General features: G+C 67.2%; 16 protein-coding genes. 6 read left to right on the top strand and 10 right to left on the bottom strand.

From position 1 onward, the window contains the following. Positions 1-6: 6 nt before the first annotated feature. Complete coding sequence (locus ACEE23_RS02240; RefSeq protein ID WP_448871867.1) at positions 7-1,059, bottom strand: diacylglycerol/lipid kinase family protein; 1,053 nt, start codon at positions 1,057-1,059, stop codon at positions 7-9. Positions 1,060-1,152: 93 nt separating this feature from the next. On the opposite strand from ACEE23_RS02240, the gene ACEE23_RS02245 reads away from it, so the two are divergent. After that, entirely contained in the window at positions 1,153-1,881 is a 729-nt protein-coding gene (locus ACEE23_RS02245; RefSeq protein WP_448871865.1) for an FABP family protein, read from the top strand. A 9-nt stretch (positions 1,882-1,890) separates the two neighbouring features. Here the strand turns inward: ACEE23_RS02245 and ACEE23_RS02250 are convergent, their stop codons facing one another. Beyond that, on the bottom strand, positions 1,891-2,736 hold the full coding sequence (locus ACEE23_RS02250) for an aminodeoxychorismate lyase (RefSeq protein WP_448871863.1): 846 nt from the start codon (positions 2,734-2,736) through the stop codon (positions 1,891-1,893). A gap of 62 nt (positions 2,737-2,798) precedes the next feature. On the opposite strand from ACEE23_RS02250, the gene ygfZ reads away from it, so the two are divergent. Then, positions 2,799-3,860 (top strand): CAF17-like 4Fe-4S cluster assembly/insertion protein YgfZ, encoded by a 1,062-nt coding sequence (gene ygfZ, locus ACEE23_RS02255; protein WP_448871861.1) that lies wholly within the window; start codon positions 2,799-2,801, stop codon positions 3,858-3,860. A gap of 195 nt (positions 3,861-4,055) precedes the next feature. Continuing rightward, positions 4,056-4,265 (top strand): DUF3073 domain-containing protein, encoded by a 210-nt coding sequence (locus tag ACEE23_RS02260; RefSeq protein ID WP_210400087.1) that lies wholly within the window; start codon positions 4,056-4,058, stop codon positions 4,263-4,265. A 73-nt stretch (positions 4,266-4,338) separates the two neighbouring features. Here ACEE23_RS02260 and purM read toward each other — a convergent pair whose 3' ends face one another. The 3 genes from purM to ACEE23_RS02275 all read right to left on the bottom strand — a co-directional run bounded on the left by purM (position 4,339) and on the right by ACEE23_RS02275 (position 7,404). Beyond that, positions 4,339-5,400 carry a phosphoribosylformylglycinamidine cyclo-ligase gene (purM, locus tag ACEE23_RS02265; RefSeq protein WP_448871858.1) on the bottom strand — a complete coding sequence of 354 codons (1,062 nt, stop codon included), beginning with the start codon at positions 5,398-5,400 and terminating at the stop codon, positions 4,339-4,341. A 30-nt stretch (positions 5,401-5,430) separates the two neighbouring features. Further along, complete coding sequence (purF, locus tag ACEE23_RS02270; RefSeq protein WP_448871856.1) at positions 5,431-6,939, bottom strand: amidophosphoribosyltransferase; 1,509 nt, start codon at positions 6,937-6,939, stop codon at positions 5,431-5,433. A gap of 69 nt (positions 6,940-7,008) precedes the next feature. Next, positions 7,009-7,404 carry a sterol carrier family protein gene (locus ACEE23_RS02275; RefSeq protein WP_448871854.1) on the bottom strand — a complete coding sequence of 132 codons (396 nt, stop codon included), beginning with the start codon at positions 7,402-7,404 and terminating at the stop codon, positions 7,009-7,011. Between the two features lie 170 nt (positions 7,405-7,574). On the opposite strand from ACEE23_RS02275, the gene ACEE23_RS02280 reads away from it, so the two are divergent. After that, on the top strand, positions 7,575-8,525 hold the full coding sequence (locus ACEE23_RS02280) for an acyl-CoA thioesterase (protein ID WP_448871852.1): 951 nt from the start codon (positions 7,575-7,577) through the stop codon (positions 8,523-8,525). 158 nt (positions 8,526-8,683) lie between these two features. Here the strand turns inward: ACEE23_RS02280 and trhA are convergent, their stop codons facing one another. Next, a complete protein-coding gene (trhA, locus tag ACEE23_RS02285) occupies positions 8,684-9,385 on the bottom strand; it encodes a PAQR family membrane homeostasis protein TrhA (protein ID WP_448871850.1) in 702 nt (233 codons plus the stop codon). A 127-nt stretch (positions 9,386-9,512) separates the two neighbouring features. Here trhA and ACEE23_RS02290 point away from each other — a divergent pair, with 127 nt between their 5' ends. Beyond that, complete coding sequence (locus ACEE23_RS02290) at positions 9,513-10,565, top strand: alpha/beta hydrolase (RefSeq protein WP_448871848.1); 1,053 nt, start codon at positions 9,513-9,515, stop codon at positions 10,563-10,565. 138 nt (positions 10,566-10,703) lie between these two features. Here ACEE23_RS02290 and purL read toward each other — a convergent pair whose 3' ends face one another. From purL to purS, 3 genes are read right to left on the bottom strand one after another with little or no spacing between them, the layout of a single operon-like run. After that, positions 10,704-12,974 carry a phosphoribosylformylglycinamidine synthase subunit PurL gene (purL, locus tag ACEE23_RS02295; RefSeq protein WP_448871846.1) on the bottom strand — a complete coding sequence of 757 codons (2,271 nt, stop codon included), beginning with the start codon at positions 12,972-12,974 and terminating at the stop codon, positions 10,704-10,706. A gap of 9 nt (positions 12,975-12,983) precedes the next feature. After that, on the bottom strand, positions 12,984-13,661 hold the full coding sequence (gene purQ, locus ACEE23_RS02300; protein ID WP_368519834.1) for a phosphoribosylformylglycinamidine synthase subunit PurQ: 678 nt from the start codon (positions 13,659-13,661) through the stop codon (positions 12,984-12,986). After that, positions 13,661-13,903 (bottom strand): phosphoribosylformylglycinamidine synthase subunit PurS, encoded by a 243-nt coding sequence (gene purS, locus ACEE23_RS02305; RefSeq protein WP_070768624.1) that lies wholly within the window; start codon positions 13,901-13,903, stop codon positions 13,661-13,663. Before purS ends, purQ begins: the two co-directional genes overlap by 1 nt. Before the next feature lie 321 nt (positions 13,904-14,224). Here purS and ACEE23_RS02310 point away from each other — a divergent pair, with 321 nt between their 5' ends. Further along, positions 14,225-16,954, top strand: coding sequence for an ExeM/NucH family extracellular endonuclease (locus ACEE23_RS02310; protein ID WP_448871844.1), 2,730 nt, complete (start codon positions 14,225-14,227; stop codon positions 16,952-16,954). Here the strand turns inward: ACEE23_RS02310 and ACEE23_RS02315 are convergent. After that, positions 16,951-17,634, bottom strand: a complete 684-nt coding sequence (locus ACEE23_RS02315) for a DUF2334 domain-containing protein (protein ID WP_448871842.1) — start codon at positions 17,632-17,634, stop codon at positions 16,951-16,953. The two genes, ACEE23_RS02310 and ACEE23_RS02315, sit on opposite strands and share 4 nt — an antisense overlap. Between the last annotated feature and the right edge of the window lie 45 nt (positions 17,635-17,679).

Genomic DNA, 17,679 nt, shown 5'->3' on the forward strand with positions numbered 1-17,679 from the left:
CCGCGCCTACTTAATCCGGATCAGATCCCGCAAGATCTCCTTGAGGCTGCGCTTGTGCGGCTCGCCGGCCTCCTGCGGGGCGAAGACCTCGAGGGCGTCCGGCACCGACTTGAGCTGTACCCGGGTGTGCGTGCCCTCGGATTCCCCGTCCGCCTGGAAGCGGTGCGGGGTCGGGCAGCTCAGCGTCACCGCGGTGGCGTCGTCGAATTGCAGGGTGCGCGCGCTGGTGACCTTGTTGAGCCAGCGGCGGTGATCCACGCCGATGAGGTGCAACATGCCCACCAGGCCGGACACGCCCTGCAGGCTGCTCAGGCCGAACAGGCCCAGGCCCTCGTCGAAGGAGTTGCGCGGGTTGGTCACCATGGGCAGCGGGCCCAGGAAAGTCCACGGGTTGGTATTCGAGGCCAGCATCAGGGGCACGTTCTCGTGCTCCCAGCGCTGCCCGTCGCGGCCTTCCGCGACCACGTTGATGCGCGGCGGCCGGCGCAGCGCGCGGGTATAGGCGCGCACCCCGATTGCCAGGTATCGCAGCGGGGTGGCCGCAAAGCCGCGCTCGCGGGCGCGGTCCACGTGCGCCAAGACGTCGGCGTCCAGGCCGAAGCCCGCGTTCACCGCGAACCAGCGCTCGTCCCAGGTGCCCAGGCAGATGGTGCGGGTGCTGTGGCGGTCAAGCAGCCGGGCCAGCACGTGGGTCGCGTCCACGGCGCCGGCGGGAAAGCCCAGCGCGCGCACGAAGACATTCGCCGAGCCGGTCGGGATGATAGCCAGCACGGGCAGGTCCTCCGGGCGGGGTTGCTGCCCAGCGCCTGCGGAGTCTTTGACCGTGCCGAGTAGGCCGTTGACTATCTCGTTGACGGTGCCGTCGCCGCCCATGGCGATGACCGCGTCGAAGTCTGCGCGCCGCATGCCGGCCACCATCTGCTCCGCATGCCCCGGGTACTGGGTCATGCGGGCCTCCATGGACAGCCCGGGCACCGACCGCAGCGCCGGCACGACCTGCCGCAGCAGGCCGGCGTTCTGGCTCGTGGAGTTCGGGTTCAGGATTAATAGGACACGCACACACCACACTCTATCGACCTGGGCCGGGTTTCGCTGGCCTCCTCCCCCGCCCAACCACGCCGCGCCGACGCACAGTTAGCTAGGATCGAGGGCATGACTGAGCGAAACGAACACTCCGAAAACCCCGAGAACAGCACCCCGGCGGGCGAGCCGACTCCGGACACGGCTGCCGATGCCGCCGCGGCGAACACCGGCTCCAATGGCAAGCTCAACGGCAACGCCGCCGTGAACCACGCCGCCGAGGCCTGGAAGGACGCCTCGGCCCGCAACATCCCGGCCCCGGACTTCGCCGAGATCCCCGTCTCGGAGGACACCGCCAACCTGCGCCAGGGCCCGTCCCTGCACGACGGCCTGCTGGCCCTCCTGCCGCTGGTGGGCGTGTGGCAGGGCGAGGGCCAAGCACACGGCACCGACGGCAACGAGTACACCTTCGGCCAGCGCCTGATTATCGCCCACGACGGCGAGAACTACCTGTCCTTTAGCTCCCGGACCTGGAAGATCGACTCCGAGGGCAACCCGGGCGAGGCCGACGTGCGCGAGTCCGGCTTCTGGCGGATCTCCCCGAAGGACGAGATCGAGATGACCTACACGTCTTCGACCGGAATCGTCGAAATCTTCTACGGCGAGCCCTTCAACGAGCGCGCCTGGCAGCTCGAGTCCGCCTCGACCATGGTCACCGAGACCGGCCCGAAGAACCTGGGCCCGGGCAAGCGCATGTACGGGCTGATGCCCAACAACAACCTGGGCTGGGTCGACGAGCGCCTCGTCGACGGCGAGATGCGCCCGTACATGTCCGCCGAGCTTTCCCGCGTCGCCGGCTAGCTTCTCGCGCTACGCCGCCACCGCGGCGTCGATAAGCGCGCGGATCTCCTTCTCGTTGTCCGGGGCCGCCAGCTTGGTCCCGTTCAGCGAGCGGACGCGCACCCCGGTGCGCACCGAGGAGACCAGCCAAACCGAGTCCGAGCGCTGCAGGTAGCCCAGGTCCATCTCCTTGGCCTTGCAGTTATAACCGCGCTCCTCGGCCAGCGCGAACAGCGCCGCCTGCGTGGTGCCCGGCAGAATCCCCGGGGCCTTGGGCGTGCGCAGCTTCTTCCCCCGCACCGCCACGACCGTCGAGGTCGCCCCCTCCAGCACCAGCCCGCTGTCCGGATGGGTATAGATGACGTCGTCGTAGCCGTCGTGGCGGGCCTGCCGCAGCGTAGCCAGCGTCGCGGCGTAGTTCAGGGTCTTGGCCAGCACCTTGTCATCGGCCTGCCAGCGCCGCGGGGTGGCCCACACGCGCACCCCCTTCGCCCGCTGGGTCAACACGTCCGCGCCGATGGGCTGGACCGCCACCCACGCCGTGGGTACCCCGGTCGAGGCCCGCCCCCGCGAATAGGTCCAGGTGCACTTGGCCTCCTCCGCGTCGAATTCGCTCGCGGCCAGCGCGGTGGCCTCCAGCCACTTGTCCAGGCACGGTTCCGGCAGCCCGAGGGCGCGGGCGGAGCGGGCGAAGCGCTGCGCGTGCCGCTCGACGTTTTTGGCCTCCCCGCCCCTAATGAGCAGGGACTCAAAGACCCCGTCGCCCCGCGTGACCGCCGCGTCGTCCCAAAAGACCAGCGGCAGTGAGGGGTTGTGGCGGCGGATCGAACCCCCGAAGGGCTCGACCACGTAGATTACGGGCGCAGGTTGTAGCATGCCCATAATTATGCCCCGTTGGACCTAGCCAAGCAGGCGAATGGCGCGTTACGATGGCAAGTGTGAGTTATTCTTCTGTTCTTCTTCAGCGCCCTGGCGCTGCCGAATTCCAGTCAGAAACACCGCTTGATGCCGCCGGGGTCGCGTGGCATTACGGAAACCCGCTGGGCGAACAGCGCGCCACCCAGTCCGGCCCCATCGCCGTAGACCGCAGCCACCGCCGTTTCGTTCAGGTCAGCGGCCAGGACTCCGCGGAGTTCCTCAACAACCTTCTGTCGCAGAAGCTGGACGATGTCCCCGTGGGCTACAGCGCGACGGCCCTCGACCTGGACATCCAGGGCCACATCCTGCACCAGGCGGATATCACCCGCACGGCCGAGGGATTCTTCCTCGATCTGCCCGCGGGCCAAGCAGACAGCCTACGCGATTTCCTAACCAAGATGGTCTTCTGGTCCCAGGTAGAAATCGCCGAACCCGACTACGCGCTGCTGACGGTCCTGGGCGACGGCGAGGTCGCAGCCCCCGCATCCACCGTCTTTAGCCGGGACGTCGACTGGCCGGGGATCCGCCGCCGCGACATCGTCGTGCCCCGCGCGGAGCTGGCCAGCGCCGTCGGGGAGCTGGAAGCGGCCGGGGCCACCCTGGCCGGGCTCATGGCGTATACCGCCGAGCGCATCCGCGCCCGCGAACCGGAGCTGGCCGTGGACTTGGACAACAAGTCCATCCCGCACGAGGTCCCGCAGTGGATCGGCCGCGGCGAGCACGCCGGCGCCGTGCACCTGAACAAGGGCTGCTACCGCGGGCAGGAGACCGTGGCGCGCGTGGAAAACCTCGGCCGCTCTCCCCGCCTGCTAGTGCTGCTGCACTTGGACGGCTCGGCCCCGCAGCTGCCCGAACCGGGATCCGACATCAACTTCGGCGGGCGCCGCGTCGGGCGGATGGGCTCCCTCGTCGACGACTGCGACTTCGGCCCCATCGCCTTAGGCTTGGTCAAGCGCTCCGCCCTGGATGCCGGGCAGCTGACCATCGGCCAGGCGGCCGCCAACCTGGATCCGGATTCCATTCCCACCTCCGAGGGGCCGAAGGCCGGGCGCGCGGCCATCAACAAACTGCGGGGCAAGTAGAGCCACCCGTTTACGGGCCTAGTGAGAAAAACCTTTAAGTCTCTCACTAGGCCATTTGCCCTGCCTTAGGGGGTCGTGCGGAATTTTTTTGACGTACAGGCTATTGTGTCTTACAGGAAGATACTCAAATGACAAGCCGATGGGGCCATCCGAAACCCTGGATCGTGCCCTACACACCTCAAGGGGGTCATGCACATGGGACGCGGACGCGCGAAGGCAAAGCAGACCAAAGTTGCACGCCAGTTGAAGTACAATTCTCCGGAGATGGACTTGGATTCGCTCCAGCGCGAGCTAGCCTCCAAGAAGCCGGGCGATGGATGGGGCCGAGAGGATGAAGAAGACGACCGCTACGAAGACCCATACGCCGACTACATCGACGACTGGGACGACGAAGACAAAGGTTAACCCCTAAAAACGCCACTACGCCGCCGGCGACCAGCACTTGGTCACCGGCGGCGTTGGTGTATATGGCGGGCGATTAGAAGTTCGGGTGGTTGCCGCTCACGACGACGCGGGGCTCGCCCTCAGCGGACTTGCGCACCTCGCCCAGCTCCCAGGCATCCAGGTGGCGGGCGGTGAGCATGGCCAGCGCTCGGTCGCGGTCCTCGGCGGAGACGACCGCCACCATGCCGACGCCCATGTTGAAGGTCTTTTCCATCTCGGACAGCTCGACCTTGCCTACCGAGGAGATGGTGCGGAAGATCTGGCCCGGGGTCCAGGTGGAGCGGGCCACGTGCGCGGTCAGCCCCTCCGGGATGACGCGCTCCAGGTTGCCGGCCAGGCCGCCGCCGGTGACGTGGCAGAACGTTGCCACGTGGCACTCCGCGGCCAGCGCCAGGCAGTCCTGGGCGTAGATGCGGGTCGGGATGAGCATCTCCTCTCCCAGGGTGCGGCCAAGCTCGTCCATGTAACCGTCCAGCGGCAGTCCGGCCTGCTCGAGCAGGACGTGGCGGGCCAGGGAATAGCCGTTGGAGTGCAGGCCGGACGAGCCCATGGCGATGAGCACGTCGCCGTCGCGGACCTTGTCCGGGCCCAACACGCTATCGGCCTCGACCACGCCCACGGCGGTGGCGGAGACGTCGTAATCATCAACCTCCATCACGCCGGGGTGCTCGGCGGTCTCGCCGCCCAGCAGCGCGGCACCCGCCTGCACGCAGCCCTCGGCGATACCGGCCACGATCTCCGCGACCTTTTCCGGAACGACCTTGCCGACGGCGATGTAGTCCTGCAAAAACAGCGGCTCGGCGCCGCAGACCACCAGGTCGTCGACGCACATGGCCACCAGGTCGATGCCGATGGTGTCGTGCTTGTCCATCGCCTGGGCCACTGCCAGCTTCGTGCCCACGCCGTCCGAGCCCGCCGCCAGGATGGGTTCCTTGTAGTCGCCGAGCTTGAACAGGCCCGCGAACCCGCCCAGGCCGCCCATGACCTCCGGGCGGGTAGCGCGCTTGGCGTGCGGGGCGAACAGCTGGACAGCGCGGTCGCCGGCGGCGATGTCCACACCGGCGGCGGCGTAAGTGTTGTCAGTCGTATCGGTCATAGCGAAAGTTTCATTCCTTGGGGGTCTTTTTTAAGAGTTCTGGCTCATGAGCGTACGCACGGCATCCGCATTGGGGTTGCCGGCCGGTAGGCCCAACGGGTAGTGGCCGTCGAAGCAGGCGGCGCACAGTTGGCTGCGCGGCTGCTCGGTCGCCGCGATCATTTCATCCACGCTGACGAAGCCCAGGCTGTCGGCGCCGATGGCCTCGCAGATGGTCTGGCAGATGACCTCCGGGTCATCGCTCGGCGCGACGTTAGCAATGAGCTCGCCCGGGGAGGCAAAATCGATGCCGTAGAAGCACGGCCACTTCACCGGCGGGGAGGCGATCCGCACGTGGACCTCGGCGGCTCCGGCCTCCCGCAGCATGCGGATGAGGGCGCGCTGGGTGTTGCCGCGGACGATGGAGTCATCCACCACCACCAGCTTCTTGCCGGCGATGACCTCCTTGAGCGGGTTGAGCTTGAGCCGGATGCCCAGCTGGCGCAGGGTCTGCGTGGGCTGGATGAAGGTGCGGCCCACGTAGGCGTTCTTCACCAGGCCGTGGGCGAAGGTGATGCCGGATTCGCGGGCGTAGCCGACCGCGGCCGGGTTGCCCGACTCCGGCACCGGGATGACCAGGTCGGCGTCCTCCGCCGGGAACTGGCGGGCCAGGCGGCGGCCGATATCCACGCGGGTCTCGTTGACCGAGCGCCCGGAGATCTGGGTATCGGGGCGGGCCAGGTAGACGTATTCGAAGACGCAGCCGTGGCGGGTGGGCTCGACGAATTTCTCGGAGCGAATCCCCGTCTCATCAATGGCGACGAGCTCGCCCGGTTCGATCTCCCGGATGAACTGCGCGCCCACGATATCAAGCGCGCAGGTCTCGGAGGCGACCACGAAGCCCTGCGGCAGGCGGCCCAGCGCCAGCGGGCGCACGCCGTGGCCGTCGCGCGCGGCGTACAGGGTATGGCCGTCGGTAAAGGTCAGGCAGAAAGCACCCTGAACGCGGGGCAGCAGTTGGCGGGCGGATTCAAAGACGGAGGTTTCGTCATTAACGCCGTCGCCCAGCAACATGGACAGGCACATCGAGTCGGAGACCGACTCCTCGTGCGGCTTAATCAGACCGCGATCCACGGCTTCCTGGCGCAGTTCCAGGTAGTTGACCAGGTTGCCGTTGTGACCGAGCGCGATGTCTACCCCGTTAGAGGACGCGCCGAACATCGGCTGCACGTTGGACCATTCCTTGCCGCCGGCGGTGGAATAGCGGGTGTGCCCGACGGACACGTTGCCCTGCAGGGAGCTCAGGATGGACTCGTCGAAGATATTGGCCACTAGCCCCATGTCTTTGAAAACCACCAGGCGGTCATCATCCCCGACCGCCATGCCGGCGGCCTCCTGGCCGCGGTGCTGGAGGGCGAAAAGCCCGAAATAGGTAAGCTTGGAAACCTCTTCTCCCGGGGCCCAGACGCCGAAGACGCCGCATTCTTCCCGCGGAGAGGTCTCGCCGTGATCGTCGAGATTAGTGAGGCCAGTTGTCTGAAGTGATTTGACGGCTTCCACGCCGGTTATCTTAGTCGTTTCGCCAGCCCGGCACTAATACCCGGCCGCCTTGGTGCCCGCTTGCGCGGCTTAGCGGCCCAGCGGGATGACGGGCAGCCACTCCGCGATCTCCGCCGCGCGGGAGCCGGAAGCATCAACCTGCCCTGCGTCGACGGCGGCTTGCCAGCTGGTATGCCCGGTGGCCAAGCGCAGCCACGTGTGCGGATCCGTCTCCACGACATTGGGTGGGGTGCCGCGGGTGTGGCGCGGCCCCTCAATACACTGGACGGCCACGAACGGGGGTACCCGCAGCTCCACCGAGTGCCCCGGCGCGTCCTGCTCCACCAACCGGGCGGTGTTGCGCACCGCCTGCGCCAGCGTGGCCCGGGCCGGCCGCTGCGCGGAGTCCGGGTTTTCTTGCTGGATCCACTCTGCCAAAGCCACGACGGCCGCGCGCGCCGCGGCGGGATCTGCCTTCTTTGCCATGCCGCCCAGTCTAGTCCCCGCCACCCCGGCGCTGCCTGCGCGCACCCTTGCGGCAGTCCGCGACGCCACGTGCCCTAATCCTTCCTCCCGCCCTGGTAGCTTTATATATTATGACCACTACTCCGCAGACGCAGGATGCTCTCAAGTCCCCGCAAATCACCCTTCGTTTCATGGCTTCGCCCACTGATGTCCTCATGGCTGGCGCCCAGGGCATCAGCGGCGGCCGCGTTCTGGAATGGATCGACAAGGCCGCCTACGCGTGCGCGGTCCAGTGGTCCGGCCAGTACTGCGTGACCGCTTACGTAGGCCACATTCACTTCACCCGCCCTATCCCCTCGGGCCACATCGTGGAGGTCCGCTCCCGCATTGCGATGACCGGCCGGTCGTCCATGCACATCGTCAACGAGGTGCTCTCCGCGGACCCGCGCGACGGCATCTTCACCCGCGCCTGCGACTGCCTGGTCATCTTCGTGGCCAAGGACGCCGAAACCAACAAGTCGACCCCGGTGCCCACGTTCACCCCGGAAAACGATGAGCAGCGCCGCGTCGCCGAGGCCGCCCAGTCCCGTATTGAGCTGCGCAAGGCCATCGAAGAGGAGATGGAACAGCAGACCTACGAGGGCCCGTCCTACGCCCCGCGGCTTGTAAACCGCTTTCTGGCCAAGCCGACGGACGTCAACTGGGGCGGCAAGGTCCACGGCGGCACCGCCATGGAGTGGATCGACGAGGCCGGCACCGCCTGCACCATGGAATGGTCCGGTGAGCACACCGTGGCCGTCTACGCCGGCGGCATCCGCTTCTACCGCCCGATTGCGATCGGCGACCTCATCGAGGTCGACGCCCGCATGATGCGCACCGACAACCGCTCGATGCAGATGTCCATCCACGTGCGCGCCGGCAACCCGCGCGGCGGCCGCAACAACCTGGAGACCGCCATCCACGCCACCGTGGCTTACATGGCCATCGACCGCGACTTCCAGCCGCAGGCCGCCCGCCAGTTCACCCCGGTCACCGACGAGGACAAGCGCCTGGCCGAGCACGCCAACATCCTGCGGGAGCTACGCGGCAAGTACTCCCCCAAGCCGCTCATCGTCGCGCCCAACAACCAGCACATCGACTAAGCCCCATCCCAGCAGTCAGCGCCCGGCAGTCAGCGCCCGGACCGGCAACGCGCTAGTCGGCGCCTGCCGGCCGGATGATGGCAGTTGCCTTCTCCTTTGCTTTCATGCGCTCAACCTTCTCTCATGGCCTAGGCCCGGCGAGTAATTCGTCCGGGCTTTTAGCCGGCACCGACGACTACCATCCACACGGCGACTAGGTGGACCGCGGCGGCCGCGATTGTCGCGGTGTGGAAATGCTCGTGGTAGCCGTAGATGCGGGCGTTACGCCCCGGCCACTTGAATCCGTAGACCACCGCGCCTAAGGAATAGACTAGGCCGCCGGCAAACAGCAACCAGACCACCGCGGGGCCTTCCTGCCGCCACAGGGTCGGGATGAGCGGGACTATCAGCCAGCCGAGCACCAGGTACACGGCCACGGATAGCCAGCGCGGGTGCTCCACCCAGACCAGGTTAAGTATCACGCCGGCTACCGCTCCGCCCCAGGCCACCCCGAGCAGGATCCACGCTGTCGCGCCGTCGAAGGCGATAAGGGACAGCGGCGTATAGGTCGCCGCGATGAACACGGCAATGGTGGCGTGATCTGCCCGCCGCCACCACTGCACGGCCCGGAAACTGCCCCACGGCCAGCGGTGGTAGGTTGCGGAGACCGCGAATAGCCCGACCAGGCACACCCCGTAGACCGTCACGCCCATAGCCGGCGCCCAGCTCAGCGTCATCCAGGAATATGTAATGAGCACGGTGGCGGCAACTAGGGCAGCCAGGGCGGCGAAGACGTGCCCCCACCCGCGGGTAAGCGGGCGCGGGCCACGGTCGGCCACCAGCCTGGTCCGTTCGACTATGCCGTCCTGTACCGGCGCCATTTTTCCTCCTCGCAAGACTCAACCGACGTAGTGACCGCCGCTGCTAGCCGTAGTATAACCTACGGTCGCGTAACCCAAGGCTGCGAAAATCCTTCGAATTCCTTGCTATATGCGTTATAGTCGAACGGTGTTTAAATCTGTCTCTATCCGCCGCCCCCGCGCGCTAGCCGCCGCCTTCGCCGCGGTCGCCGCCTTGGGGTTCGGCCTCGCCAGCCCTGCCACCCCGTCCGCCCAGGCCCAGTCGAGCCTCATCGACGGCTCCTTCCAGCTGCCCGGCAACCAGAGCAAGCAGCCCTGGTTAGGCAACCAGCCGAAGATCGTGAACAAGCGCCACGTCAACGGCAACTTCTGGAAGGTGGACGTGTGGTCCCCGGCCAACCGCGCCGTTATCACCAATAACGTGCTGCTGCCCGGCGGCGACCAGCCGCGCGGTTCTTTCTACCTGCTGCCCGGCATCCAGGGTGGCGAGCAGGGCATGAACTGGATGAGCCACACCGACATCGGCCCGTGGTTCGCCGGCAAGAACGTCAATGTGGTCATGCCCATCGGCGGCGCTTATTCCCTCTACACCGACTGGAATACCGCGGACCCCATCCTGGGCGTTAACAAGTGGAACACCTACATGACCCACGAGCTTCCGCCGCTCATCGACGCCGAATTCCACGGCAACGGCCGCGACGCTATCGCCGGCCTGTCTTCCACCGGCGCCGCCGCCCTCGACATCGCCGGCCACGCCCCGCAGCGCTTCCGCGCCGCCGCCTCCTACTCCGGTTGCCCGGTCCGCTCCGGCGCCCTGGGATGGCCGGTCTCCAGCATCATGATGGCCGCCGGCGGCGGCTCTTCCGTCAATGCCTGGGGCCTGCCCGGCTCCCCGGCCTGGGCCGACCACGATCCCAACGCCCAGCCGCACCGACTGCGCGACGTCAAGGTCTTCGTTGCTTCCGCCTCCGGCACCCCCGGCCCCATCGACGGCAACTACGGCCCCGCCCAACACCTGGGCCCGTCCGCAACCGAGAAGGTTGCCAACGAGTGCACGAACATCTACACCCGCACCGCCCGCGCAGCCGGCGTCGACGTCAACCGCTACTACACCAACACCGGCTCCCACTCCTTCCCGCTGTTCTCCCACCAGCTCAAGGTCAGCTGGGCACAAACCATCCAGCCGACCATCGGCGGCTAAACCGGCCGCCCCGGGCGGGGTTAGCCACGCAACGCTAAAGCGTCTTAAGCACCCTTTCTACACCCCGCATACGGTCGAATGGCCCCACGAAAAATGCCTCACACCGCGTACCACGGTGCGAGGCATTTTCTATCTCCCCTATTCCACCACGGAGTTCGCCCCCACGGCGTGTCCGAAGAGGTCGGGCAGGGTGGCGGACCAGGCGTCGACCAGCTGGGTCAGCGGGACGGCGGTTTGTCCCAGGATGAGGCTGTCCACCGCGGTGGTCTTGCCAACCTGGGTAGCTGGGATGCCCAGCTCCTGGGCGCGCTGGAGGACCGCTTCCGCCTTGTCCTTGGTCGTGGCGACCAGGGCGCGGGAGGCGGACTCGGAGAACGCGGCGACGAACTCGTCGTCGTGCACGGCGGCCAAATCGAGCTCGACGCCGACGCGGTTGCGCTTGGCCATCTCGAACGCGGTGACGGCCAGGCCGCCCTCGGAGACGTCGTGGGCCGCGGTGATATCGGAGTTGCCGTGGAAGAACTCGGCCAGCTTGGCCTCGTTGGCCAGGTCGACCTGCGGCGGCAGGCCGGACAGGCCCTTGCCGGATACCTGCTGCCAGATGGAGCCGCCAAACTCGTCCTGGGTGGAGCCCAGGAGGATGAGGACTTCGTCCTCAGCGGTGCCCAGGTTGTGGCCGATGGAGGCGGCGACGTCGTCGATAACGCCCAGCACACCGACGACCGGGGTCGGCAGGATGGGTTCCTCACCGGTCTGGTTGTAGAAGGAGACGTTGCCGCCGGAGACCGGGATACCCAGCTCGACCGCGCCGTCGGCCAGGCCGTGGACGGCCTCCCGGAACTGCCACATCACATCCGGGTTTTCCGGGGAACCGAAGTTCAGGCAGTTGGTGACGGCCACCGGGCGGGCGCCGGTGACGGCGACGTTGCGGTAGGCCTCGGCCAGGGCCAGGCGAGCGCCCATGTTCGGGTCCAGCTTGGTGTAGCGGCCGGAGGCGTCCGCGGAGACGGCGACGCCGCGGCCGGTCTCCTCGTCGATGCGCAGCACACCGGCATCCGCGTGGTGCGACTGCACCGTATTACCGCGGACGTAGCGGTCGTACTGGTTGGTAATGAAGTCACGGGAGCACAGCGCCGGGGAGGCCACCAGCTGGAGGAGGGCATCGCCCAGCGGGGCATGATCCACGCCGCCGAAGTCCTGCAGCTTGTCCTGCCACTCCGGGCGGGCGTAGGGGCGCTCGTAGACCGGGGCCTCGTCGGCGATGGTGCCGGCCGGGGCGTCCACGACGACCTCGCCCTGGTGGCGGATGACCAGGTGCTTGCCGGTGGTGACCTCACCAATCTCGGCGCAGGTGACGTCCCAGTGCGCGCAGATCTCGCGGAAGCGCTCGACGTTTTCCGGGGCCACGACCGCGCACATGCGCTCCTGGGACTCGGAAGCCAGGATCTCAGCGGCGGTCATGTGCTCGGCGCGCAGCGGGACCTCGTCCAGGTTGATCTCCATGCCGCCGTCGCCGGAGGCGGCCAGCTCACTGGTCGCGCAGGCCAGGCCGGCGCCGCCCAGGTCCTGGATGCCCACCACGACGCCGGCGTGGTAGAGGTCCAGGCAGCACTCGATGAGGACCTTCTCCGCGAAGGGGTCGCCCACCTGGACGGCCGGCAGCTTGCGTTCCGCGCCGTCCTCGAAGGTGTCCGACGCCAGCACGGACACGCCGCCGATGCCGTCCAGGCCCGTGCGAGAGCCGAACAGCATGACCTTGTTGCCGGTGCCGGAGGCGAAGGCCAGCTTCAGGTCCTCGACCTTTAGCGTGCCCACGCACAGGGCGTTGACCAGCGGGTTACCTACGTAGGACTCGTCAAAGACGGTCTCGCCCCCAATATTGGGAAGACCCAGGCAGTTGCCGTAGCCGCCGATCCCTTCGACGACGCCCGGCAGGACGCGTTTGGTATCTGGGGCATCGGCCGAGCCGAAGCGCAGCTGGTCCATCACCGCGATGGGGCGTGCGCCCATCGCCATGATGTCGCGGACGATGCCGCCCACGCCGGTGGCCGCGCCCTGGTAGGGCTCAACGTACGACGGGTGGTTGTGGGACTCCACGCGGAAGGTCACCGCGTTGCCGTCGCCGATGTCGACCACGCCGGCGTTCTCACCGATGCCGGCGAGGATCTTCTCCCCCATCTCTTCGGTCATGGTCTGGCCGAAGTAGCGCAGGTGCGTCTTCGAGGACTTATATGAGCAGTGCTCCGACCACATCACGGAGTACATGGTCAGTTCGGCATCGGTCGGCCTACGCCCCAGGATGTCCTTGATGCGCTGGTATTCGTCGTCCTTGAGCCCCAGCTCGCGGAAGGGCTGTTCCAGGTCCGGGTCCTGCTGGGCCTGGGAGACGGTGTCATTGTGTACGGTCATGTGCGCCTCCTAAACTGCGGCCGTCACGGCGTTGATAGCGGATACAAAAAGGCCCAGGCCGTCAGTGGACGGCCCGGTAAGCGGATCGATGGCGTGCTCGGGGTGCGGCATAAGCCCCACGACCCGGCCGGTCTCGTTGGTAATACCGGCGATCGCGTTGACGGACCCGTTGTAGTTGTCCGTGTAGCGGAAGACCACGCGGCCTTCCTTCTCCAGCTCCTCGACGGTCTCCGCGGCGGCCTGGAAACGGCCCTCGCCGTGCTTGGCCGGGATGAGGATCCGCTGGCCAGCCTCAAATTCGGTGGTCCAGGCGGTCTGCGCGTTCGCGACCTCCAGGTAGGTATCCGTGCAGTGGAAGTGCAGCCCCTGGTTGCGGGTCAACGCCCCGGGCAGCAGGCCGGCTTCGGTCAGGATCTGGAAGCCGTTGCAAATGCCCAGCACCGGCATGCCCTTGTGGGCAGCGTCGATGACCGAGCGCATGACGGGCGCGAGGGCGGAAATCGCCCCGGAGCGCAGGTAGTCGCCGTAGGAAAAGCCACCGGGGACCACGACCGCGTCCACGCCGCGCAGGTCGGCGTCGGCGTGCCAGAGGTTTTCCACCTCGGCGCCGGCCCGGCGCGCAGCACGATCCGCGTCGACGTCGTCGAGCGTGCCGGGGAAGGTAATTACTCCGATCTTGGCGGACACTACTTGACCTCCAGCCCGGTGACCTCGTAGTCCTCGATGACGGTGTTGGCCAGCAGGGTGGCCGCGACCTTCTCCAGCTCCTCGGCCGTCACGGAGTCCGCGACCTCCAGCTCGAAGCGCTTGCCCTGGCGGACATCGCTGACCCCTTCAACCCCGATTCGACCCAGCGCGCGGACAACAGCTTGCCCCTGCGGATCCAGAATCTCGGCCTTCGGCATGACATTGACAACTACACGAGCCATTAAATTTCCTTACTGTGCTCACGGCTAGGTCTGCGCGCACTAGTTTAGCCTGCCTAGGGCCGCAAAACCTACCCATCCCAGCGGTCACCCCCACACCAACGCCCGCTCCCCCAATCGGGGCCGGAAAGTAAACACCGGGTATCCCCCGCAAAGACGGAAACCAAATTCTAGGCCACACCTAGGCAAACCCCCTGCGGGCTTCGAACACGCGGCAGCGCTTGCTCCCGCGCGTGTCCGCTCCGTGTTCTACAACTGAGGGTAATGCGCTCGGAACGCATGAATTTGTCTGTCTTCTTCCCCAACTAAGGTGGTTCGTTCCCTATGTCTTCTCCCCAGTCCTCGCGGCGGGTGGCCCGCCGCCGCGGCGCGCTCGTACTCGCGGCCGTGACCTCTACCGTCGCCGCCGGTCTCGCCGTCCCCACTGCCTCGGCCGCCCCGTCCGGGGACAACGTCGTCATCTCCGAGGTCTACGGCGGCGGTGGCAACTCCGGCGCGGAGTACACCCACGACTTCATCGAGCTCTACAACCCGACGGATGGTGACATCAGCCTGGATGGTTGGAACGTCGAGTACTTCTCCGCCAAGGGCGGCTCCGGCGGCACTACCCAGCTGAACGGGACGATCCCGGCCGGGGCGCATTACCTCATCCAGCAGGCTCAGGGCAACGGCGGCAACACCGCCCTGCCGGCTGCCGATGCCACCGGCAGCCTGGCCATGTCCGCCACCAAGGGTTCGGTCCAGCTCAGCGACGGCGCGGGCGAGGTGGTCGACTTGGTCGGCTTCGGCGAGGCCAGCCTGTCCGAGGGCTCCCCGGCCCAGGCGCCGAACAACCGGAACTCGGTCCAGCGCGACGAGAACGGCACCGACACCGATGACAACTCCGCCGATTTTACGGCCGGCGCGCCCAGCCCGGCCGGCACCGGCGGAGGCGTGGCCCCGGAACCGGGCACCGATCCGGAGCCGCAGGATCCGCCCGCCGCGGGCGAGGCCGTGGCCATCGCCGATATCCAGGGCACGGGCCCGGCCTCCCCGCTGGTCGACCAGACCGTGACCACCGAGGGAGTCGTCACCGCCGTGTGGGAAGAAGGCGGCCTGAACGGCTACACCATCCAGACCGGCGGCGAATCCGCGGCCGGCGAGGCCAGCCACGGCCTTTTCATCTACGCCGGCAATGACGGCGCGTACCCGGAAATCGGCCAGTCCGTGCAGGTGACCGGCAAGGTCTCCGAGTACTACGGCAACACCCAGGTCTCGGCTAAGACCTTCACCGAACTGGAGGAGCCGCTCGAGCAGGTCGAGCCCATCGAGATCGACGAGCTGCCCGCCGGCGACGAGGCCCGGGAGGCCTACGAGTCCATGCTGGTGCTGCCCGGCACCCACACCGTGACCAACAACTACGCACTCAACACATACGGCGAGGTCGGCCTGGCCGCGGGCCAAGAAGCCCTGCGCCAGCCCTCCGATGTCCATGCCCCCTCGACGGATCCGAACTCCCCGCTCAAGCAGCTGGAAAAGGACAACGCCGAGCGCCTGGTCACCCTGGACGACGGCCGGACCCGGGATTACCTGAAGACCGATAAGGAGACCCCGCTGCCGTATATCTCCCAGGACGGCGGCCAGACCATCAAGAGCCTGCGCACCACCGACCAGGTGGAGTTCCAGCAACCGGTCGTCGTGCACTACTCCCACGAGCAGTGGCGCTTCCAGCCCACCTCCCCGGTCACCGGGGAGACCGCCGGCGCAGATCTGCCGATTAGCTGGGAGGACTCCCGCGCCGCGGAGCTGGACGCCCTCGACGTCGAAGGCGACTACACCATCGGCGCCTTCAACGTCCTGAACTACTTCACCTCGCTGGGCGAGGAGTTCGGCGGCAGCTCCTACGACGACAAGGACGGCAACCCAGTCACCGTCAACCGCGGGACCACCCGCGGCGCCTATACCCAGGCCGCCTTCGAAGACCAGCAGGCCAAGATCGTCGCGGCCATCAACGGCTTGGACGCCGACGTCATCGCGCTGTCCGAAATCGAGGACACCTTCGGCGTGACCGGGGACCTCTCCCGCCGCGACGAGGCACTGAACCACCTGGTCGAGGAGCTCAACGCCGCGGGCGGAAACTGGAAGGCCGTCGCCTCCCCGTCTCAGGGCGTGCCGGAGGACGTCGACGTCATCCGCACCGCGTTCATCTACGACCCGGACCGCGTGCGCCCGGTGGGCGAGTCCCGCATCTTCAGCGACGCCCGCTTCACCGGCACCGCCCGTGAGCCGCTGGCCCAGGAGTTCGCCCCGGCAGATGCCGGCGAGGACGCCGAGACCTTCGTGGCCGTGGCCAACCATTTCAAGTCCAAGGGTTCCGTGGTCAAGGATGACGCGGACCGCGGGGACGGCCAGGGCAACAACCCCAATGTGCGCAACGCGCAGGCCCAGGCGGTCCTCGACCATCTGGCCAAGCAGCCGGACTGGCAGGACAAGGCCACCTTCGTCATGGGGGATCTGAATACCTACACCCGCGAGGAGGCCCTGGACATCTTCCGCAACCACGGCTACACCGTGCCGGCGGAGACCTTTGATGCCGACGCCTCCTACCAGTTCAGCGGCCTGCTCGGCTCCCTGGACCACGTCCTGGCCAACGAGGTGGCCAGCGAGAACGTCACCGACGCGCAGGTCTGGAACATCAACGCGGACGAGTCCGTCGCCTTCGAGTACTCGCGCCGCAACTACAACGCGGTCGACTTCTACGACGACTCCCCGTTCCGCTCCTCCGACCACGACCCGGTCAAGGTCGGCTTCTCCCTCGGCGGGGATGACGCTGCCGGCGATGACGAGAACGGCAACGGCGGGGACGACAACAACGAGGACGACGACCAGGGCAAGCCGGAGGGGTCGGGGGACGCCGGCTCGAGTGGCTCCTCGGTGGGCGGCGCTGTCGTGGCAGTGATTGCTGGCCTGGCCGCGGTCCTGGGCATCGGTGCCGCCCTGGCAGGTGGCCTGCGCGGCGTGCTGCCGATGTTGCCGGCGGATATCCGCCGCGTCATCGAACGCCTGCTACCCTAGTTCGGCAGGTAGATGCTGTAGTCGGCCGGCTGCGCGCCGGCCGCTGCGGCCTTGTGCACGGCTTTGACGAAGTCCTTGACCACCTTCCGGTCGTCGAGGTTACGGCCGGAGACCGACAGTCGGACGGTGTTGCCGCGCTGGGCGGAGCGTTCCGCCGCGCGGATGATGTTGCGGCGCCACCACTTGGCCGCGCCGAAGCCCTCGCCGTAGGAGAGGTTGCGCGACTGGTAGAACTTGCCGGACTCGAGCTCGTGGATGCCGCGGGTGGACACGGCCACGTCGAAGCCGAAGGCCGGCAGCACCTTGAGGGTCCCCTCCGACATGCGCCAGCGCGGCGGGGCGAAGATGGTGGGGGTAAAACCGATCTTGCCCATCTGCCGGGTCGCACCGGCCAGCCGCAGCTTCGCCTCGTGCTCATCGAGGTTGGCGAATTCCGCGCGACGGCCCTGGACGGCTTGGTCGAAGCCGTTGAGAATCAGTACCCGGCCGGAGTCTGCTTGCTCTTTGACCCAGCCCTTCGTCTTGGAGTCCTTCGCCAAGTGCCAATTGCCGTCAATATGCGGGGCAATCAGAAGAGACACAGGAATCCCCTCGGCATCCAGGATGCGGAGGAGATTCGAGGCCTGTTTCCGGGTGTCGTCGAAGATACTGGAAATCGAAACCAGGAGGTGGCCATGCATAAGAAGTATTATCGCACAGCCTTCTAGGTTCCGCGCGTCGAGAAC

It is taken from the genome of Corynebacterium sp. 32222D000AT (assembly GCF_053546955.1).

Coding starts and splice junctions, on each gene's coding strand:
- ACEE23_RS02245 (WP_448871865.1), top strand. CDS start 1,153: ATGACTGAGCGAAACGAACACTCCGAAAACCCCGAGAACAGCACCCCG.
- ACEE23_RS02250 (WP_448871863.1), bottom strand. CDS start 2,736: ATGCTACAACCTGCGCCCGTAATCTACGTGGTCGAGCCCTTCGGGGGT.
- ACEE23_RS02260 (WP_210400087.1), top strand. CDS start 4,056: ATGGGACGCGGACGCGCGAAGGCAAAGCAGACCAAAGTTGCACGCCAG.
- purM (WP_448871858.1), bottom strand. CDS start 5,400: ATGACCGATACGACTGACAACACTTACGCCGCCGCCGGTGTGGACATC.
- ACEE23_RS02275 (WP_448871854.1), bottom strand. CDS start 7,404: ATGGCAAAGAAGGCAGATCCCGCCGCGGCGCGCGCGGCCGTCGTGGCT.
- ACEE23_RS02280 (WP_448871852.1), top strand. CDS start 7,575: ATGGCTTCGCCCACTGATGTCCTCATGGCTGGCGCCCAGGGCATCAGC.
- trhA (WP_448871850.1), bottom strand. CDS start 9,385: ATGGCGCCGGTACAGGACGGCATAGTCGAACGGACCAGGCTGGTGGCC.
- purL (WP_448871846.1), bottom strand. CDS start 12,974: ATGACCGTACACAATGACACCGTCTCCCAGGCCCAGCAGGACCCGGAC.
- purS (WP_070768624.1), bottom strand. CDS start 13,903: ATGGCTCGTGTAGTTGTCAATGTCATGCCGAAGGCCGAGATTCTGGAT.
- ACEE23_RS02310 (WP_448871844.1), top strand. CDS start 14,225: ATGTCTTCTCCCCAGTCCTCGCGGCGGGTGGCCCGCCGCCGCGGCGCG.
- ACEE23_RS02315 (WP_448871842.1), bottom strand. CDS start 17,634: ATGCATGGCCACCTCCTGGTTTCGATTTCCAGTATCTTCGACGACACC.